At 43.4% G+C, this 18,804-nt stretch carries 20 protein-coding genes; 8 read left to right on the forward strand and 12 right to left on the reverse strand.

Annotated features, from left to right (window positions below; all coding sequences use genetic code 11):
- Nucleotides 1-790: 790 nt before the first annotated feature.
- The 6 genes from ACFODW_RS15735 to ACFODW_RS15760 form a co-directional block, all read right to left on the reverse strand.
- On the reverse strand, nucleotides 791-1,351 hold the full coding sequence (locus ACFODW_RS15735; protein WP_390307945.1) for a helix-turn-helix domain-containing protein: 561 nt from the start codon (nucleotides 1,349-1,351) through the stop codon (nucleotides 791-793).
- 93 nt (nucleotides 1,352-1,444) lie between these two features.
- Entirely contained in the window at nucleotides 1,445-2,350 is a 906-nt protein-coding gene (locus ACFODW_RS15740) for a hydroxymethylglutaryl-CoA lyase (RefSeq protein WP_390307748.1), read from the reverse strand.
- Nucleotides 2,351-2,618: 268 nt separating this feature from the next.
- A complete protein-coding gene (gene crcB / locus ACFODW_RS15745; protein WP_390307749.1) occupies nucleotides 2,619-2,969 on the reverse strand; it encodes a fluoride efflux transporter CrcB in 351 nt (116 codons plus the stop codon).
- Nucleotides 2,966-3,337, reverse strand: a complete 372-nt coding sequence (gene crcB / locus ACFODW_RS15750) for a fluoride efflux transporter CrcB (RefSeq protein WP_390307750.1) — start codon at nucleotides 3,335-3,337, stop codon at nucleotides 2,966-2,968. The genes crcB (ACFODW_RS15745) and crcB (ACFODW_RS15750) overlap by 4 nt, the downstream gene beginning before the upstream one ends.
- 175 nt (nucleotides 3,338-3,512) lie before the next feature.
- Complete coding sequence (locus ACFODW_RS15755) at nucleotides 3,513-6,248, reverse strand: UPF0182 family membrane protein (protein WP_390307751.1); 2,736 nt, start codon at nucleotides 6,246-6,248, stop codon at nucleotides 3,513-3,515.
- 156 nt (nucleotides 6,249-6,404) lie between these two features.
- Nucleotides 6,405-6,683: a hypothetical protein gene (locus tag ACFODW_RS15760; RefSeq protein ID WP_390307752.1), complete on the reverse strand. Its 279-nt coding sequence runs from the start codon at nucleotides 6,681-6,683 to the stop codon at nucleotides 6,405-6,407.
- 143 nt (nucleotides 6,684-6,826) lie between these two features.
- On the opposite strand from ACFODW_RS15760, the gene ACFODW_RS15765 reads away from it, so the two are divergent.
- Nucleotides 6,827-7,099 carry a YqhV family protein gene (locus tag ACFODW_RS15765; protein ID WP_390307753.1) on the forward strand — a complete coding sequence of 91 codons (273 nt, stop codon included), beginning with the start codon at nucleotides 6,827-6,829 and terminating at the stop codon, nucleotides 7,097-7,099.
- A 79-nt stretch (nucleotides 7,100-7,178) separates the two neighbouring features.
- Here ACFODW_RS15765 and ACFODW_RS15770 read toward each other — a convergent pair whose 3' ends face one another.
- From ACFODW_RS15770 to ACFODW_RS15780, 3 genes are read right to left on the reverse strand one after another with little or no spacing between them, the layout of a single operon-like run.
- Nucleotides 7,179-7,577 (reverse strand): VOC family protein, encoded by a 399-nt coding sequence (locus ACFODW_RS15770; RefSeq protein WP_390307754.1) that lies wholly within the window; start codon nucleotides 7,575-7,577, stop codon nucleotides 7,179-7,181.
- Between the two features lie 29 nt (nucleotides 7,578-7,606).
- The gene (locus tag ACFODW_RS15775) at nucleotides 7,607-8,365 is read right to left on the reverse strand and encodes a phosphosulfolactate synthase (RefSeq protein WP_390307755.1); all 759 of its coding nucleotides are present in this window, start codon (nucleotides 8,363-8,365) and stop codon (nucleotides 7,607-7,609) included.
- On the reverse strand, nucleotides 8,362-9,048 hold the full coding sequence (locus tag ACFODW_RS15780; RefSeq protein ID WP_390307756.1) for a 2-phosphosulfolactate phosphatase: 687 nt from the start codon (nucleotides 9,046-9,048) through the stop codon (nucleotides 8,362-8,364). Before ACFODW_RS15780 ends, ACFODW_RS15775 begins: the two co-directional genes overlap by 4 nt.
- 300 nt (nucleotides 9,049-9,348) lie before the next feature.
- On the opposite strand from ACFODW_RS15780, the gene ACFODW_RS15785 reads away from it, so the two are divergent.
- From ACFODW_RS15785 to ACFODW_RS15815, 7 genes are all read left to right on the forward strand, one after another.
- A complete protein-coding gene (locus ACFODW_RS15785; protein WP_390307757.1) occupies nucleotides 9,349-10,059 on the forward strand; it encodes a phosphoadenylyl-sulfate reductase in 711 nt (236 codons plus the stop codon).
- A gap of 15 nt (nucleotides 10,060-10,074) precedes the next feature.
- A complete protein-coding gene (locus tag ACFODW_RS15790; protein ID WP_390307946.1) occupies nucleotides 10,075-11,139 on the forward strand; it encodes an inorganic phosphate transporter in 1,065 nt (354 codons plus the stop codon).
- A 43-nt stretch (nucleotides 11,140-11,182) separates the two neighbouring features.
- Nucleotides 11,183-11,440, forward strand: coding sequence for a hypothetical protein (locus tag ACFODW_RS15795; protein ID WP_390307758.1), 258 nt, complete (start codon nucleotides 11,183-11,185; stop codon nucleotides 11,438-11,440).
- Nucleotides 11,437-12,033, forward strand: a complete 597-nt coding sequence (gene cysC, locus ACFODW_RS15800) for an adenylyl-sulfate kinase (protein WP_390307759.1) — start codon at nucleotides 11,437-11,439, stop codon at nucleotides 12,031-12,033. The genes ACFODW_RS15795 and cysC overlap by 4 nt, the downstream gene beginning before the upstream one ends.
- Before the next feature lie 242 nt (nucleotides 12,034-12,275).
- Nucleotides 12,276-13,259 carry a GMP reductase gene (gene guaC, locus ACFODW_RS15805; protein WP_390307760.1) on the forward strand — a complete coding sequence of 328 codons (984 nt, stop codon included), beginning with the start codon at nucleotides 12,276-12,278 and terminating at the stop codon, nucleotides 13,257-13,259.
- Nucleotides 13,260-13,380: 121 nt separating this feature from the next.
- Nucleotides 13,381-13,881 carry a DUF3231 family protein gene (locus ACFODW_RS15810; protein ID WP_390307761.1) on the forward strand — a complete coding sequence of 167 codons (501 nt, stop codon included), beginning with the start codon at nucleotides 13,381-13,383 and terminating at the stop codon, nucleotides 13,879-13,881.
- Nucleotides 13,882-13,938: 57 nt separating this feature from the next.
- Entirely contained in the window at nucleotides 13,939-15,156 is a 1,218-nt protein-coding gene (locus ACFODW_RS15815; protein WP_390307947.1) for an MFS transporter, read from the forward strand.
- A gap of 8 nt (nucleotides 15,157-15,164) precedes the next feature.
- Here ACFODW_RS15815 and ACFODW_RS15820 read toward each other — a convergent pair whose 3' ends face one another.
- The 3 genes from ACFODW_RS15820 to pruA all read right to left on the reverse strand — a co-directional run bounded on the left by ACFODW_RS15820 (nucleotide 15,165) and on the right by pruA (nucleotide 18,743).
- Nucleotides 15,165-15,779: a YitT family protein gene (locus tag ACFODW_RS15820; protein WP_390307762.1), complete on the reverse strand. Its 615-nt coding sequence runs from the start codon at nucleotides 15,777-15,779 to the stop codon at nucleotides 15,165-15,167.
- Between the two features lie 200 nt (nucleotides 15,780-15,979).
- The gene (locus tag ACFODW_RS15825) at nucleotides 15,980-16,984 is read right to left on the reverse strand and encodes a proline dehydrogenase family protein (RefSeq protein ID WP_390307763.1); all 1,005 of its coding nucleotides are present in this window, start codon (nucleotides 16,982-16,984) and stop codon (nucleotides 15,980-15,982) included.
- Between the two features lie 211 nt (nucleotides 16,985-17,195).
- Complete coding sequence (gene pruA / locus ACFODW_RS15830; protein WP_390307764.1) at nucleotides 17,196-18,743, reverse strand: L-glutamate gamma-semialdehyde dehydrogenase; 1,548 nt, start codon at nucleotides 18,741-18,743, stop codon at nucleotides 17,196-17,198.
- Nucleotides 18,744-18,804: the final 61 nt, after the last annotated feature.

Consider the following 18,804-nt stretch of genomic DNA (forward strand, 5'->3'; position numbering starts at 1 on the left):
ACCGAATGTCTTAGCTTTTGCAGAAGCAATGCTTCTGCTTGTTTATAAGAAAAAACGAGTTGTTTCTTCTTGACATACTGGTTGTTTTGTTCAGTTTTCAAAGAGCAAAGTGTTTTAGTCGTTTTTTTGAAGCGACCTAATTAATATATCATAACGAAAAGTTAATGTCAACAACTTTTTTATTTCGTTGTTTGTGTTGTTAAACTTTCCGGCCCACCTTCTTTATGGCGACCTAATTAATATATCATAAGTCTCATGCTACAGTCAAGAGAAATATTAACAGCCGAATTACGGCTTTCCCCAACTATTATACTCGGGCGCTTAAATAAAGTGCCTGTTTTCAAGAGCGATATCTATATTACATGCCTGTGCTCAAGAAGTCAATAGATATTTTAGGCATGATAATCCAACCAGGAAACAAGAAACACCATCCCTGTAGAAACTCAACAGTAGAAACGAATAACTCACCTCCTTCTTTGAAAAGGAATATTTCTTTCTAAACTACACCTTCCTCTCAGCACTTACCGTTTTCAAAGCTGTTGTGCATCCAGCTTGATGTAGAACAAAAACCAATTGCTTTACAGGCTTCCTGTAACGGTCTCATTTATTAGCCTATTATAAGTTTACATCATCATTTACGCGCCGGAATTATACTGTGATGGGCTACATCTTCCGTACAAACAAAAAATGATAAGCCGCTCTATATTCATATGATAAAAGCCCCAAAGGTTAGATTTTAAATCTAACCTTTGGGGCTGCTTCCATCATCTTATCTCTTTTGTTTTCCTCTTTAGACCGGGGTATCGATGAACAGGGTCAGTACCTGAGCTCCTTCATCATTCACAGGGATGAACAGGTGGGGCTTTGATCCCTGAAAATAAGCGCTATCCCCTTTTTCCATATAATGCTTATCGCCGTCGTAAGATAGATAGATAGACCCTTCCAATATGTAAATGAATTCATCGTGTGAATGGGTGTAGGACTCTTCCCTTAAGTTCGTATGCTTTGGTGTAACATGTACAATAGTAGGCTCTAATCCGCTGAATTGCGAACGGTTAGCCAGCAGTTCATACGAATACCCCATGTTTTCATCGCCGATCTTTGACTCCCGCCTGGATTTTGGAAGCAATACTAGATCTTGTTCATACTTGTCATCCAATACCCAGGAAAGCGGCACCTCCAGCACATCGCTTATCTTGGATAAGGTAGCGATGGCAGAAGCAGTCTGGCCATTTTCTATTTTTGATAACAAACTTTTAGAGATACCGCACGCATCGGCAATCTGTTGTTGTGTCTGTTTTTTCCGCAGCCGCATTTCCTTTATCTTTTTTCCGATATGATTTAGATCTATGGTAACTCTCCCCTATCCGTATAGTCGAATATAAAATAGCATAGAACAGAGTAACGTATCCGTCAAGGAGAGAGAAACCGCTTTAATTGCTGATTAAGCAGTGTGCTGATGACAAGCAAGCGATTTGCTTGGGAGCTTTACTCCCAGCTTATTCTGTATAAAGAAGGAAGCATCCCGAATTTTTTCCTCATTGATCCCTGTGTTTACCCCCAGGCCGTGCAATAGGTAAAGCACATCATTAGTAGCTACATTTCCCGCCGCCCCAGGTGCGTATGGACAGCCGCCAAGGCCTCCTATCGAGGTATCGAACCTGGTGACTCCTTGTTGCAAAGAGGTCATGATATTTGCAATGGCCATCCCTCTTGTATCATGGAAGTGCATGATTAGTTTTTCCTTTGGATAAAGGGCAATCATGGACTCTAATAGGCGTTCTACCTGAGAGGGAACTGCAGTGCCAATCGTATCACCGAGAGAAAGTTCATCAGCCCCCGCTTCCATTAGCCGCTCGCAGACTCGGACAACTTGTTCCGGATCAATACGCCCTTCGTATGGGCAGTCGAACACAGTGGATACATAACCAGTGACTCTTTTTCCTGCCTGCTTCGCCTCCGAAATTACCTTTTCCAGAACAGGGAAGGTCTGATCCAATGTTTTATTTATATTTCTCATATTGTGTGTTTCGCTTACAGACATAAATACGGAAGCACCGTCAATTCCCGTTTCGAGGGCATATTCTAAACCCTTGAGGTTTGGCACCAATGCGGAATAAAACACCTCCGGATTACGTTGGATCCGGCGCCCTACTTCGCGTGCATCTGACAGTGCCGGTATCATTTTAGGATTGACGAAAGAAGAGTATTCAATTTCCTTCACCCCAGAATTTGAAAGCATGTCGATCCAGGCTACCTTATCTTCAGTAGGAATCCATTTTGTTTCGTTCTGCAGACCATCTCGCGGCCCCACTTCTTTCAGTTCCACAAAATCCGGGTAATTGACCATTCTCATCCCTCCTATAGCTGACGCCTTCTTACAATACGAAATTAGACAATCCAATTACCTTTTTATTATTTGTTAGATAACAAAGTATATTCACCTTAGTATATTTATATTCAACATTGTTGAATTAAGTGTAGCGAATAAGGGAAATAATGTCAACGTTATTACAGTATTTTCTGAAAATAAAAAAGCAGGAGAAGATGATCTTCACCTGCTTTTTAGCGCAAATATTTAATTGAACGTGTAGAAGCTAACCTTACTACTAATCCCGTTACCACGCATATCCAAGAAAGGCAGCCAACACACTTATCAAGGCAGAGCTGAATACATAAGCGGATGCTACACCTATCCTTCCTGCACGGAGTAATGCAACCGTCTCTTGGCCAAAGGTAGAAAACGTAGTAAATGCTCCGCAAAACCCTGCCCCTGCTGCCATCCAATGCCAGTCTGACAACTGGCCTTGTGCATGAAAGTTTACCACCACACCCAATAATAGGGAACCCAGTATATTTACCAGCCAGGTACCTAAAGGGTAGTTGCCCCACTTGCCGTTAAATAAACTTCCAAGATAAAAGCGTGCTCCCGCTCCAAGAGAACCACCTATCCCCACCAAGAGAATCATTCGGAATCAGCCCCCTTCCCTACTTCTAATCTAAACCCAGCGTATGCAAGTAGCATACCTAGAATAATACTTAAACCTACATAAAGAACAGCAGTACCAATCGCCCCATCTTCAATTAATCCGACGGTTTCCACCGAAAAAGTGGAGAAAGTGGTAAACGATCCAAGAAACCCTGTACCAATCATCCATATGTATTTTTGCTGAACCTTCTTCTTTACAGAGGCAGTCATGAACCAACCAAGCAGGAAACAGCCTGACAGATTGATCAGAAACGTACCAAGTGGAAACCCGCCGCCAGCGTGTACCCACTCACCAAGAAAATACCTGATCATCGATCCCAAAAAACCGCCAGCCATTACCCAAACCATTCAATTGCCCCGCCTTTCCTAATTCTCTCCTGATAGTATAACATGTCCACGCTCCACGCATTCGCTAATGGAAAGGAACGGTTGTTTCCTATTCGTTTATCATAAAAAGGCCCTGCAGCGAATGCGACTCCGATTGTTGAGGAGATACAAACCTGCAAGGGCCCTTCCATTTATCTTATTTTTCCAACTCACTTAACCTGTTTTCAATATCTGTCATAATGCTCCCAGCTTCTTCCCAATTCCCACTTGAGAGTGCATTTTGGTAGGCATCAAACAGATCGGAAACCTCTCGCAGAATTTCTTCCGATTCCATGATTGGCTGAGTAGGTTCCGTTTCTGCATCAGACTCTCCTTCTTCCCCTTCTCCTGATTCCACATCCGAGTCAATTAATGTAAGCATCCGTTCAAGAGCTTGATCAAAAGTAGCTTCCATTACAATGTGATCTCCATAAGCGAGTATAATCTGTTTTACTTCTGGAAGCGATGTTTCATTCGATGACTCAATATAAATCGGCTCGACATACATCACCGTATCTTCAACAGGAATAGCCAACAGATTACCCCGAATTACTTCGGATCCTCCCTGTGACCAGAGGTTCAGTTGTTGGGAAATGGTGCTGTCCTGATTGATTCGATTTTCAATCTGCTGTGGCCCGTATACGTTACGCTGCTTAGGAAACCGGTAAACAAATGTTTCTCCATAACCCTCTCCGTCGTTACGGACTCCCATCCATGCAATCATATTCTGCCTGTTTCTTGGTGTGAATGGCATCATCAGCACAAATTCCTCTTCCTCGTATTCCGGAAGTCTCATGGTAATGTAATACGGCTCCATTTCTATGTCTTCATTGAAATACTTCTCCGTCGGGAATTCCCAGCGATCCTCCCTATTATAGAAAATTTCCAGATTTGTCATATGATAGGTTCCGTACATAGATGCCTGTGTCTTAAACAGTTCTACTGGGTAGCGGAAATGAGATCTGACATCTTCCGGTACATCATAAGTGAACAGGTCTGGGAAGATTTTCTCATAGGTCTGAAACAGTGGTTCTTCCGGTTCTGCTGGATAAAAATCCACCTCACCTGTATACGCGTCGACCGTTACCTTTACTGAATTCCTTATATAGCTTTCATCACCCTGGTGGGGCTCTGAATAAGGATAATGATCAGCTGTCAGATAAGCATCAATCATCCAGGCAAGACTTCCATCATCCCGGACAAAAATATATGGATCATCATCATAATCAAAGAATGGTGCAATCCGCTCCACCCTGTCCATGATATTACGCGTCTCCAACAGTTGGCTCTCACCTGTCACTTGGTCGGAGACAAACATGCGGAAAGATCCTTCATTCAGTGCAAACAGCAGACGATTTATTCCGGACAAGGGAATACCTGTTTCCGCTTCATACCTTGTCGACATATTTTCATCTCCGGAAGGATAGTCGAATTCATCTACCGAACTGTTGACAATCACACTATCGTAACTCTGTTCGCCAAAATAAATCTGCGGTCGGGTAATCTCTATATCTCCCTGGGGAGGCAGATTTTTCAGCATATATTCCGGCTGCCCCTGTGATGTTATTTCGTTTACGTCACTCATCGCAACTCCATATCCGTGAGTATAGCGGAGATTCTGGTTTACCCAGGTCTGTGCCTGGGATGGAAGATCAGCAGTATTCAGTTCTCTCGCACCAAGGAATACCTGCTGATACTCTCCATCCACTTCATATCTGTCAACGTCAATGTCGTTAAACTGATAATACGTACGGAATGTCTGCAGCTGATTATACACATCCAAGATCGGCCGTGCATCATTAATTCGCACATTATCAATTGTCAATTCATTACGTTCGACCATGTCAGCATTCAGTGACTGCAATCCAGGGTGCTCCCTCTCGTCAATACTGTCTAGATCATAGGCAGCACGTGTGAATGCAAGATTATGCTCCAAATAAGGTGTTTCCCTGGAAAATTCATTCGGAGATACCATGAAGTTCTGTACAACAACTGAAGCACCCTGGGCTATTATTACCAGGCCCACATAAGCAACAACTGGTGCAAGAATCATTCTCATCCTCCCGCGCACCAGGGAGACAATCATCCAGATGCTCCCGATGACAGCTGCGGCTGCCAATACGTAGGATGCCGGTATATTGATAATTCGATCCGTATAACTCAGCCCATGCACTACACTTTCTTGAAACAAATTGACCCGATTGGTCAGCAAGGTTCCATATGGCTCCAGAATATGTATGCCTGCAAGCAGCAGGCCGATGAAACCAAGCGTTACACCCATATGCAGCTGGGCGGTCCTGCTCATCCGGTACATATTGAAAGCCGAATAAAAGCCAATTTCCACCAACAGGAAGAAAACAGCCAGTCCAAGGAGAATGCCGAGAACCAGTTCCAAAAATGGGAGAACATACATATAGAAGGAAATGTCCATATTAAAGTACGGATCCACTTTCCCGAAAGAAGTATGGTTCCATAATTTCAGCCAAGGCTCCCAGCCTATGCCCTGCACTACACTGCTTCCGATGGCCCCGACAATGATCGAGAGGCCTAAAAGAATGGGCCGGCTCTTTTTGCGCTCTTCCAGAAATGGCGGCAGCTGGTTTCTATGAAAATGGCCGACATACGCATTACGGATCCAAGATAACGTAATATATGTCAGTGCCATAAATAGAATAAACCCGATTACCCCCAACAAAATTTTACTTCCCAGGATAGTAGTAAATACATTGGAAAATCCTAAGGTTTCCATCCATATGTAATCTGTAATCCAGTTGAATGACAAAAGAATAAGGATAAAAAATGCTAGTACAATCCCAGCAATAATTCCTGTCTTCTTACCAAAACGCTTCATTTTTTCCAATTGTTCCGGATTGATGTTTCCTGTATTGTCCAAAAATGACCCCCCTCAATGCATTCGCATTTTCTCTAAATCTATGATAACAGATATGGAATGCGGCTGCCTTCATTAATTATACGGGGAAAGGCCAAAAAAGTTTCATAGAATTTCACTTTTAGCCTGACCGGACTTCCAATGACCGGTCAAGCTTCATCACTGTTCCTCTTCTTCCACTGCATTATTTTCACTTTCGTCCTCTTCATCACTCTCCACGTTCTCAAGGTCCAGCCAGGACAGCATCTCCCTCACAACCGTGTTGATCTTTTCATTCACCATGTCGTCTCCATACTTTTTCTTGGCAAGTCCGATATTTTCCAGCACATCGTCTCCAAATTTAATAATCGGCTGATCATCTTCTAAGTTATTGAACAAATCTAAGATCTCATCTACCGCCTTATCAAAGCGCTGACGTTCTTCATCGTTTGCTTTCATAAATCATCACCCATTGTTATCCTGCCCACTTTCCTCGGTTTTTACTTACTGGATAAACCAAGGGAAATCAGCAAAATACATTCCCATATTCGGACAGGCCAAGCATATACTGAAAGAAGTACAGCATAGGAGGGGAAAGGAAAATGTTTACCTTATTGGAGAAAACAGTGGTCGCAATGGCACTTTTGAGACTATTATCCGGGTCGATTGAAATTTTCGCGGCTTTTCTGATGATAAAATTCAATGAGATTGAAAAAGCCCTCATCATCAATAGCTCCCTTGCTTTTACAGGGCCTCTGGTGCTGGTAGCCACGACCACCATCGGTCTATATGGCTTGGCAGATAAACTATCCATAGAAAAGGCGGTCTGGATTGTGCTGGGTGTAACTTTCATCCTGTACGGGGTAAAAAGTTGACCATACGAAAAAGTGAAGAATACATATTCCGTTATTCTTCACTTTTTCACCAATCAAACAAAATTATTATACCACTGTCTCAATACACCATTGCTGCATCGTGATAGTATTTGAATTCTAATAAGTTGTTGGCCGGATCAACCAGGAAAAAGGTCAGATGCTCTTCCCTCTTCCCTTCAAACCGAACCATTGGCTTTTTAAAGAAAGGAAGTTCTTCCTTGATTGCATATTCTAATGCTTGATCATACTCTTCCCTGTTTAAAAAGGTAATGCCGAAATGCCGCGGGTACATCCGTGGCTGTTCATCTATATGATTGGGGCTTAGATGGCATACTACCTGATCCCCAAAAAAATCGAAAGTCACCCGATCATCATACTTCCTTGCCAGTTTGCATCCAAGCTTCTGATAGAACTCTGCGGTTTCTTCCAGATCCTTGCATGGAATTGCCAAATGAAACACTTTATCCGTTTTTCTCATTCATATCTCCCCCTATTTTTTAAAGTGCGTCAGCAAAAAAATGTATCAGACCGTAATCCCAGCCGCAGTGTCTCCAAAGAGATCACATCCGATAGAGCAATATTGGCCAGATTCACTTGAGGACCTAGCCGGTTAATGAATAATGCTTGCATCCTCTTTGTAGGTGCCTCGAAAATCAATTTCTCCAAGGGAATTCTTGATGTTTCAATCCCTCCCAGCACATCTGCGCGCACTTCTCCATCCAAGCCACATATCCCACTGGTACCACTTTCCCTAGCTTCTGTTATTACTTTGTCAGCTCCTGCCTCCAGATCTTCCTCGATACATGCCAGCCATTCTGCCGACTCTAGTTCAGCAGCTGCCTCAGGATTTTTATCCCCTACTTCACTGAATACCGTGAAATCCTGGGAAAAGTCTTGGATGAATTGTGCCTTTTCATAATTGGATAGATTGATGGTCCCATTGGATATCTCCACATGGGTACAGTGGTATTCCTGACAATAGTTGTAATACTGGTCAATTTTATCTTGGCTTAAAAATTTCTCGAAAAGAGTGCCGCCGAAGAAAAATCCGATATTATTGTCTTTCAGGCATTCAATTTTTTGCTGTAGAAAATGCGTAACCAGTGATGTACCCCATCCGAACTTCACCATATCAATATAATCACTAGAACTATTAACAACATCCTTGAATGATTGGACAGGTGCGCCGTTGTCGATTAATATCGTCAATCCATTTTTTCTAGGTTTCGCTTCCCTGACCGGAAGCTCCAGTTCTGTTTTCTTCATAGATAAACCCTCTCTATCATTGGTATCTTTCGGGCCTTGTTGATCTTCATGACAAAATTAGTATCCAATTCATTTATACAATAGGAGATATCCTCACAACGAAAGGTAATATTGCTCGCATCCAAGAATTTTTCAGCCGCTTCCGACCGGATGATTCTGTCTCTTACCTGCCCGGAGGTAATGGAGGCATCCTGTTCAAACAGGCTCTTCATATATTCGGCACATGCAAGATCATCATCGCCGGTCGGATGGGAAGCGATAATATTAACTGTTTCCAGATCGCTCGCAAGATTCTCCTGAATATAATGCACCGTCTTCCGGGCGTTAGTGAAACCCGTCACGAAAACATGCCCGGACGCTAGAGAATTTAATGCTGCTCTTACCCCATTTGTAGTTTTCTGAATGAGTGTTTTTCCGTGAAGATCTCTTCTTGTAATTTGGTATGGAGAATTTTCCAAATCAAATCCTTCTATAGCTTCCCCCTTCACCTCTCCTGCCAAAAGATAATCTTTGTTCTCTTTTTGCATGTGAAATGCCTGTTCCACTGTCTCGGCAAGGTATATTCGCTCTGCCCCCTGCAGAAAAGCATAGTGGGCAACCGTAAAGGCTCGAATTACATCAATAACGATAGCCGCATCAGCAGCAGAAGGGGGGAACGCCCCCTGATAAATTGAAACTTGCAAAATGCTCTCCCCTCCTAATTTTCAACGGCATAAGCTTCATTCGTGTGTCCAGTGGAAAGGATCCTCTCTATATCAATCGCTCACCCTATGTATATTCGCCCAAAAAAATAGCGTGACAAAAACCAAAAATCCTAATTGTCTTACCATGCCCTGAAACGTTGTGTCACCGCTAGGGCTCCAACTTCACCTTTCTTTCACCGTAACACTCCACAAATTGATGAATACATTGATTTAAGGCAGACACCTAGACATTTACGTTAATTAGTACTTGTCAAAAAAAACGTAAAGCGGGGAGAAAATATGGAAAACAGACTGACTTTCTTCCAATGGAACGACCAACTACAGAAAGAGCTTAATACTGGATTCAGCGATTTCATGGATGTCATCAAATGGGCGTTCAGGGTCTACCAGGATAGGATTTTATACGCTTCAAGCTTTGGAGCAGAAAGTATGGTTCTGATTGACTTGATTTCCAAAGTGAATCCGGAAGCATCCATTGTATTTCTCGATACTAATCTGCATTTTAAAGAGACATACCAACTGATTGAAAAAACCAAGCGAAAATATCCAACCCTGAATATCCGTATGGTCCAGCCTTCTTATACACTGGAACAGCAGGCAGAGGAATTCGGAGATAGGCTATGGGAGCGGACTCCTGATAAATGTTGCGGCATTCGGAAAATTGAACCACTGAAAAAAGAACTCTCAAATGTAGATGCATGGATTTCCGGATTGCGTCGAGATCAATCGGCCACCAGAAAAAACACGGAATATGTAAATAAAGATAATAAATTCCAGAAGGTGAAAATCTGTCCGCTAATTCACTGGACTTGGGAGGATGTTTGGAACTATATCAAACTGAATAATTTGCCTTACAATCAACTCCATGACCAGAATTACCCTAGCATCGGCTGTGAAATGTGTACGCTGCCTGTAGGAACGGAAGGGGATTCGCGTAACGGACGTTGGGCCGGCTTTAGCAAAAAAGAGTGCGGTCTCCACCAGGACTAAGGGGTTAACGTGAGTATGATTACTGCTCTTGCATGTTTGATTGCATTCTTTTTCGCTATGAATATCGGAGCAAGTGGTGCTGCAGCCTCGATGGGAGTTGCTTACGGAACAGGTGCTGTTACATCCAGAAAGAAAGCCTTGTTTCTCTGCGGGATTGGCGTTTTCCTTGGTGCTGCTTTAGGCGGCAGCCATGTAGCAGAAACATTAGGGTCAGAAGTAGTTCCAGAGGAAATCATCACCATTCCAGTAGCTCTTATGATTCTCGTATCAGCATCCCTGTCACTATTTTTAGCCAACTTGAGCGGAATACCATTATCTACCAGTGAAGTGACAGTAGGAGCTGTCACAGGAGTTGGCATTGCCTATAATGCATTACACATTGATACACTAATGGTCATTGTGCTGTGCTGGATACTCGTACCAATACTGGGCTTTTCACTGGCTATTGCGGCGAATAAATGGATCAACGTGGCAGAAAGGAAGCTGCCCTTCCTTGAGAAAAGAAAATCGTTCAAGGCAATCGCAGCTATTGTTGTTCTCATCGGCTTCCTTGAAGCTATTTCTGCGGGCATGAATAATGTAGCAAATGCCGTCAGCCCTTTGATTGCTTCCGGGGTGATCGGGCTGGATCAAGGTATAATCGCCGGCGGCCTCATCATTGCCCTGGGAGCATTTGTGCTTGGTGCAAGAGTGATGGAGACAAACGGCAAAAAAATCACTAAATTAAGCCTCCTTCAGGGTGGAGCCGTCTCAGGTATTGGAGCGTCCATAGTCATCACAGCGTCTTTTTTCGGCATTCCAGTTCCACATACACAAATCACAACCTCAAGCATCCTTGGAATTGCAGTATCAGATCAAGGAAAGGAGATCTGGCGATCGAGTATTGTTACGAAACTGCTAAAGACATGGGTTCTTTCCCCTTTCTTCTCACTGGTTATCTCTTATAGCCTTGTTAAATTTTCACTTGGCTGGGACTGGACCGGGGCAGCCCTGGTCTTGCTGCTTTCCGGTATGATTTTTATATTGGGGTGGTGGGAACCATTAACCAAAACTCAGCCTTTATTAAAGAGAAGATATTAATATCAAAGAAAACTTTTATTAAAGCAGTCAGGAGGTTTTCATCATGCTTAATGCTCATGACAGCACCATGATCAACAAAGAGGAAACCGGTTATAAAGTCGATCCAAGTAATATCGAACCCAAAATAGTAAAGATGGATCTCCCAGGGGTTATACAAACACCACGGAATCCAGATACCTGTTCGGGAGAAACAATTAATCAGATATACAGACCTTATCGAGAGAGATTATCCGACCTGCACATGGGTTCAAAGGAAATTCAGGCTATTATGCCACCGTCCAAGGCGGGGTGGTCCTTTTGACAAGAAAACATATTGTATGGCATCCATCTGCTGTTAATAAGAAGGACCGCCAAAAATTGAATAACCATAAGAGCTGTGCCCTTTGGTTTACCGGCTTTTCTGGTTCTGGGAAATCAACTATTGCCAATGAACTCGATACACAGTTACACACAATGGGTATAAGAAGCTACGTACTGGACGGAGACAATATACGGCATGGCCTGAATAAGGGTCTTGGCTTCACTGCAGAAGACCGGATAGAAAATATCCGAAGAGTCGGTGAAGCTGCCAAACTCTTTGTAGACAGCGGCCAAATTGTCATTACCGCTTTTATCTCCCCTTTCCGTGAGGATCGCCAACGGGTTCGCCAGCTTTTTGAAGAAGGGGAATTCTTTGAAGTGTATATTGACTGTCCACTTGATATTTGTGAAGAAAGAGATCCAAAGGGACTTTACCGAAAGGCAAGAAACGGAGAAATCCGGGATTTCACCGGTATTGATTCGCCATACGAACCACCAGTCAACCCTGATTTGACTATCCAAACAGAAAACCGGACAGTCACCGAGTCAGCTAGTCTCCTTATCCGTTATCTTGAGGAGAAAGGTATCATTTGAGCGGTGATAGGGATCGGAATAATTCATCCAGTAACCAGTTCACCCATCTCCCTGCATCGCTGCTAGCCCGAGCCTTGCTCTTCCCAAACCAATACGGCACCAGAGTTTTATCATGTTTATTGAATGTCTTACCTGTACTCCTCCTAAAAACTTTGACATCATGTCAAAAATAGGTTACATTACAAATATACGAACGTTTAACTGTAATTTTTATAAATCATTCGTTTTTAGGAGTTGAAATAATGGATAATGTATTTGATTACGAGGATATACAATTAATTCCCGCAAAATGTGTGGTTAATAGTAGATCGGAATGTGAAACAAACGTTACATTGGGCGAGCACACCTTCAAATTGCCTGTTGTCCCGGCAAATATGCAGACGATCATCGATGAGCATATAGCCCGCTACCTGGCGGAAAACGGTTACTTTTATGTGATGCACCGGTTTGAACCAGAAAAAAGAATCTCTTTCATTAAGGATATGACTTCCCGAGGATTGCTTTCTTCCATCAGTGTCGGGGTAAAAGATGAGGAATATGAATTTATTGAACAACTGGCAGAGAAAAAACTTGCTCCTGAATATATCACGATTGATATTGCTCACGGACATTCCGAGGCGGTTATCCGTATGATTCATCATATTAAACAGCACTTGCCGCAAAGCTTTGTGATCGCAGGGAATGTCGGCACCCCGGAAGCTGTCCGTGAACTGGAGCATGCCGGGGCAGATGCTACAAAGGTTGGGATCGGCCCAGGAAAGGTTTGCATCACCAAAATCAAGACGGGTTTCGGTACGGGAGGCTGGCAACTCGCCGCCCTTCGCTGGTGTGCAAAAGCAGCAAGCAAACCGATTATCGCCGACGGAGGCATCCGGACCCATGGCGATATTGCAAAATCGATTCGTTTCGGTGCCACTATGGTAATGATCGGCTCCCTATTTGCAGGCCATGAAGAGTCCCCGGGTCAAACCGTGGAAAAGGACGGCAAGCTTTATAAAGAATATTTCGGTTCTGCATCCGAATTTCAAAAAGGCGAAAAGAAAAACGTGGAAGGCAAAAAGATGTACGTAGAGCATAAAGGCGCTTTACAGGACACACTGACGGAAATGGAACAGGATCTTCAGTCGGCTATCTCCTACGCAGGCGGAAGAAGATTGGAAGCCATTCGAAATGTGGATTATGTAGTTGTTAAGAATTCCATCTTTAATGGAGACAAAGTTTACTAATATATGGATGAAAGATGAACAGGAGCCCTCCTGTTCATCTTTTTTTACGTAAAGTTAACTAAATAATTTTCTCTATTTCAGGAAAACTAACTATACAAATAATCTCTAGGAGGTCATCTACATGGGCATTATGGGTGAAGCACCACAGAATGAGCCATTGCATTCCGGTGAGGTCTTCCATTTATGGTCCTATTTGCATTCAGCCAAAGAGGCGTTGGTTACTATGCAAGTACTTATCAATCACACGGGAGACCACGATTTGAAAATTCTTCTTGAGGATTTGCTGGAAAATGGATTCGTTCAGGAGGAACAGCAGGTGGAAGCTCTTTTGAAAGAAACAGGTATTCGTCTGCCCCCTGCCCCGCCTGACCGTCCAAATGTCGAACTGCAGGATATCCCGGCTGGTGCCCGGTTCAATGACCAGGAAATTGCCCGGCTGGTCCAAAAGGAACTTTTCAGCGGAAAAATGCTGTGCAGCTATGTAACAGGCATCTCCATCCGGGAGGACATTAAGGCAATGTTCGGGGAGTTCCATACGGAAAGAGAAGAGTATGAATTAAAGTTGTTGAAAGTGACCAAAGAAAAGGGATGGCTTACAGCCCCTCCCATTAATATTAAATAGAAACATTCTTGATCATGTAAAAGGAGTGGAGGAGAAGTGAAACAAAAAAATAAAAATATGGCCATCGCCGCCATTGGGTCCATACCATTAATGATGACACTGGGAAATTCCATGTTGATACCTATTTTCCCACAGATGAAATCTTCATTGGACCTCTCCCAGTTCCAGGTAAGTATGACTATTACTGTATTTTCCATTGCGGCGGCAATCTTCATTCCCATTATCGGCTATTTATCCGACAGGTTCTCCCGAAAGATTATCATTCTCCCCTCCCTAATTTTGTTTGGCCTTGGCGGTTTATTGGCCGGTTTCGGTGCTGCGGTATTTTCTAATTCCTATGTATGGATTTTGATAGGCAGGTCTCTGCAGGGAATTGGTGCAGCAGGAACTGCACCGATTGCCATGGCTTTAACGGGAGACTTGTTCAAAGGTGGAGAACAAAGTCGGGTGCTGGGTATCTTCGAGGCTTCTAATGGGCTGGGGAAGGTCTTATCCCCCATACTCGGTGCTTTAGTAGGCTTGATTGCCTGGTTTTCCGTATTCTTTGTCTTTCCTGCCTTCAGCCTTATATCGGCAATCCTTGTTTGGCTGTTCATAAAAGAAAAAAGCAACCGTCAGGCTCCTCCTCCCTTTCCAAAATATGTACGAGGCCTATTAAGTGTCTTCAAGCACGAGGGACGCTGGTTGTTCACCACGTACCTGGCTGGGGGGACCTGTCTGTTTACATTATTCGGCATCCTTTTTTTCCTATCGGATACATTGGAACAGAAATATTCTATAGATGGAGTCCTGAAAGGCTTTATTCTGGCCATCCCTTTGTTGGTCATGGTAACAACCGCTTATATAACCGGAACCCGGATCGGCAAGAATCTAGAAAGAATGAAAAAACTGGTGGTCACCGGATTAGCACTCATGACTCTTTCTTATGCACTGCTGGTGTTTTTTGAAAAAATTGTCCCTTTTCTTGCCGTTCTCGCAATCAGCAGTGTTGGTGCAGGGCTGGTGCTTCCCTGTGTAAACAGCATTATTACAGGAGCAGTCGGGAAGGAGCGTAGGGGCTTTGTCACTTCTTTATATGGTTCCGTCCGGTTCCTTGGGGTAGCACTGGGACCTCCTGTGTTTTCCAGACTTATGGACTGGTCGAAAGCCGGAATGTTTTTATCCATTGCAGCTTTTACACTGCTGGTTGGCCTTCTCGTGCTGTTCCTGCTTCATGTTAAGGGCAAGGATGGTAAAGAGAAAAAGAATACACCCGTTCGCTATAAATATTTATGAACAAGTTGCTATGTCTTTTTCCTGAATGCCAGGGTGTATACGGGTTGGAAATTGAGCTGGCAAATCAAATCAACCACCTTCGTCGAAATCCATTGGCTGATGAGGGCGAGGAAGATCAGTTTCAAGTCAATAATCAGGGCCGTTATCAAGAAAATGCAAGCATTCAGAAGAAACAGCGGTCTTCCCGGCAGTATATCCCTCCCAGAGGAAATCATTAGAGCAACCACACCTATTCCTCCATTGGAGACGCCCTGACGCATGAGAATCCCTACCCCCGTCCCTAAAAAGACCGATCCGATGATCAGGTCATAAATTAAATGCCGATTGGCAATAAGGTCTTGATGCTGAAAGAAGTTGATTGATAAGGACGTAACAGTAATGCCTACCACTGTCCATACAACAAACCTCTTACCGAAATAGTTGACAGCCAGCAGCAAAAATGAAAAGTTGACGATCCAAAGAGCGGCACCCATTCCCAAACCGAATAAATAATTCAGCAAAACAGCTATCCCTCCTGCACCCCCGGAGGGGATGAAATGAGGAAAAAGAAACAAGCCCATTCCGAATCCCTGTACAGCGCCGCCAAAAATAACTAGTCCACTTTTAAGTATGAATCGATTCATTAGGTCCCCCCTCCCCGTCCTGTGTATGGACAACCTCTGACCATTGTATGTCCGGGGAAGCAAAAACATGAATTAGCAGGGATACCGGAAGCAGGCAGAATGACCTGCGCAGTTAGAATCTTTTCCTTGGGTTTACCAGGGCTTTATCTACCAAATAAAAATGACCATGCACTTGGCGGTGTGGTCATTTTTAATATTCTTTATTTAACTTTCTTTTTCCGCCCCAGCATAAGCAAGAGCGTTCCTGCAGCCAATCCTCCTGCAATTAGCGGTTCTTTTTTCAGCTTATTATCTCTTGTGTAGAAGGTATCTTTTAGGACAAGGTTCATATTCTGCGGACGTTCGGCGAGACGGCGCATAAAATAGCCGAACCAGTCGGTGCCGAATGGAATATATGTGCAGAAATTATACCCTTCCTCTGCCAAGCCAAACTGCATATCGTTCCGGAAACCATAAAGCATTTGAAACTCAAACTTATCTTTAGAGACATTATTCTCTTTGATAAAATCCTTCAACTCACTGATAATCATATGGTCATGGGTCGCGATGGAGGTGAATGCATCTCCAAGCAAGCGCTGTTTGGCAATATTCAGGAAGTTTTTATCGATGTCCCGCTTGTCCTGATAGGCTACATCCGCACTCTCCTTGTAAGCACCCTTCACAAGACGAAGACGTACGTCTTTCAACTCCTCCAAATCTTCCTGGGTACGGAACAGATAGGATTGGATCACTGTCCCAACGTTTTTATATTCTTCCCTGAGCTGTTTCAGCACATCCAATGTCTGTTGATAGTGGGAGTAATCTTCCATATCAATATTGATGAACAAATCATAACGGTCAGCAACTGCGAGAATCTCTTTCATATTCTCCATACAGAATGACTGATCGATGTCCAGGCCGAGTTGGGTCAATTTCACCGACAAGTGACAATCAAGGCTGTCCTCATGAATTTTTTCCAGGATATGAATACATTCATCCTTTGCTTCCAATGCTTCTTTCTTTTCCGTGACAAACTCTCCCAGATGGTCTAATGTGCAGCAGATACCCTGCTTATTCAATTCTTTTACGGTATCAGCTACACTTTCCATATTCGTCCCAGCAACAAATTTATCAGCTCCCAGGCGAAATCCCCATTTTTTTGCATTTTCATTCAATATTCTATTATTTGATAAGCCTATAAAAAAGTTCTTTGTCAAATTAGACATATCCAGCAGCTCCTTTATCTAATTGCTTATAATTATACAAAAAAATGTATAAATACACAATGATATTGTAATAAAAATCCCACTTGCAGTCTCCTGCCAAGTTGGAATAGGCACTGCCAAAGCTGTAACCGCTTACCCAATCTGTATAATATATTAATAGTTGCAGCGGGTTGTTCCACGCCGCAACTATTCATTATCTTATTGTATGCAATTAGAATGCTTGGGAAAGCGTCTTAGCTTCCAGGAAGTGCTGCAGGTAATCTGGTCCGCCTGCTTTGGAATCTGTCCCGGACATCTTGAATCCGCCAAATGGCTGGTATCCAACAATAGCACCAGTACATCCACGGTTGAAATAAAGGTTACCAACATGGAAGTCATAGCGTGCACGGTTCAAGTGTTCACGATTATTGGAAATTACAGCGCCAGTTAAACCATATTCGGTATTGTTGGCAATGTCCAACAGCTCATCAAAGTCGTTTGCTTTCGTAAAAGCAACGACTGGCCCGAAGATTTCCTCCTGCATCAGGCGGGCCTCTGGATCAACATCTTTGAAGATCGTCGGATGGACAAAATAACCTTTCGAGTCGTCAGTTTCGCCACCGAAGACTAGTTCTCCTTCTTTCTTGCCAATCTCGGTATATTCTTTGATTTTGTCGAACTGCTTCTGGTTTACAACAGCCCCCATATATGCATTTTCTTCTGCCGGGTTGCCGACAGTGATTTCTTTTGCCTTGTCGATCGTTTTTTCAAGTACTTCATCATATACATCTTTGTGAATGACGGCCCTAGAACAGGCGGAGCATTTCTGACCGGAAAATCCGAATGCAGAGTAAACAATGGACTCAGCAGCAAGATCGAGATCTGCATTGTCATCAACAATGATCGTATCCTTACCGCCCATCTCAGCAATCACGCGTTTCAAATGCTTTTGTCCCTCCTGTACCTTGGAAGCACGCTCAATAATTCGTGTACCAGTGGCACGGGAACCAGTAAAGTTGATGAAGTGTGTGCTTGGATGATCTACCAGATAGTCTCCGATTTCTGCTGGATCCCCTGGCAAGAAGCTTACAACCCCTTTTGGAAGTCCCGCCTCTTCCAGAACTTCAACCAATTTATAAGCGATGACCGGTGTATTCTCGGATGGTTTCAAAAGAACTGGGTTACCGGCAACAATTGGTGCAACAGTAGTACCTGCAACAATAGCAAAGGCGAAATTCCATGGCGGAATAGTGACACCTGGCCCCATTGCTTGATAGAAGTAAGTGTTCTCTTCACCCACACGGTCATTGATTTCTTTGCCCTTAGCAAGTTCGATCATATGACGGGCATAATATTCCATGAAGTCGATTCCCTCTGCTGTGTCCGCGTCAGCCTGCCCCCATGGTTTGTTGCCGTCGTATACCAGCCATGCAGAGAACTCATGCTTGCGGCGGCGAACAATAGCAGCGGCTCTATATAAAATTTCAGCACGTTCTACAGCTGTCCATTTTCTCCAAGTTTTGAACGCTTCTTCAGCAGATTCCATAGCCTGATCGACATGTTGTTTGGTAGCTTTGGAAACTCTTCCTACGACCTCTTCTTTGTTACCAGGGTTATAGGATACTAGTTTATCATCCGTAAATATTTTCTCGCCATTGATGACCAATGGATAGTCCTGGCCAAGCTGCCCTTTGACTTGTTCCAGTGCTGCTTCAAACTCCTTACGGTTCTGCTCTACAGAGAAATCTGTGAATGGTTCGTGTTTGAATGGTAATACCAAAATAAAAACCTCCTATATTTTTTATGAAAATCCTTCTCACAATCAACTAAGATAAATTATA

The organism is Virgibacillus sediminis (assembly GCF_042643265.1).
Lineage (GTDB): Bacteria > Bacillota > Bacilli > Bacillales > Amphibacillaceae > Virgibacillus_O > Virgibacillus_O sediminis.

Bases quoted from the DNA above. Each gene is read 5' to 3' on its own strand.
- guaC (WP_390307760.1), top strand. From the start codon at position 12,276: ATGGATAATGTATTTGATTACGAGGATATACAATTAATTCCCGCAAAA.
- ACFODW_RS15820 (WP_390307762.1), bottom strand. From the start codon at position 15,779: ATGAATCGATTCATACTTAAAAGTGGACTAGTTATTTTTGGCGGCGCT.
- crcB (WP_390307750.1), bottom strand. From the start codon at position 3,337: ATGGTTTGGGTAATGGCTGGCGGTTTTTTGGGATCGATGATCAGGTAT.
- crcB (WP_390307749.1), bottom strand. From the start codon at position 2,969: ATGATTCTCTTGGTGGGGATAGGTGGTTCTCTTGGAGCGGGAGCACGC.
- ACFODW_RS15775 (WP_390307755.1), bottom strand. From the start codon at position 8,365: ATGAAGAAAACAGAACTGGAGCTTCCGGTCAGGGAAGCGAAACCTAGA.
- ACFODW_RS15815 (WP_390307947.1), top strand. From the start codon at position 13,939: ATGGCCATCGCCGCCATTGGGTCCATACCATTAATGATGACACTGGGA.
- ACFODW_RS15765 (WP_390307753.1), top strand. From the start codon at position 6,827: ATGTTTACCTTATTGGAGAAAACAGTGGTCGCAATGGCACTTTTGAGA.
- ACFODW_RS15810 (WP_390307761.1), top strand. From the start codon at position 13,381: ATGGGCATTATGGGTGAAGCACCACAGAATGAGCCATTGCATTCCGGT.
- ACFODW_RS15785 (WP_390307757.1), top strand. From the start codon at position 9,349: ATGGAAAACAGACTGACTTTCTTCCAATGGAACGACCAACTACAGAAA.
- ACFODW_RS15770 (WP_390307754.1), bottom strand. From the start codon at position 7,577: ATGAGAAAAACGGATAAAGTGTTTCATTTGGCAATTCCATGCAAGGAT.
- ACFODW_RS15795 (WP_390307758.1), top strand. From the start codon at position 11,183: ATGCTTAATGCTCATGACAGCACCATGATCAACAAAGAGGAAACCGGT.
- ACFODW_RS15740 (WP_390307748.1), bottom strand. From the start codon at position 2,350: ATGGTCAATTACCCGGATTTTGTGGAACTGAAAGAAGTGGGGCCGCGA.
- ACFODW_RS15825 (WP_390307763.1), bottom strand. From the start codon at position 16,984: ATGTCTAATTTGACAAAGAACTTTTTTATAGGCTTATCAAATAATAGA.
- ACFODW_RS15790 (WP_390307946.1), top strand. From the start codon at position 10,075: ATGATTACTGCTCTTGCATGTTTGATTGCATTCTTTTTCGCTATGAAT.
- ACFODW_RS15760 (WP_390307752.1), bottom strand. From the start codon at position 6,683: ATGAAAGCAAACGATGAAGAACGTCAGCGCTTTGATAAGGCGGTAGAT.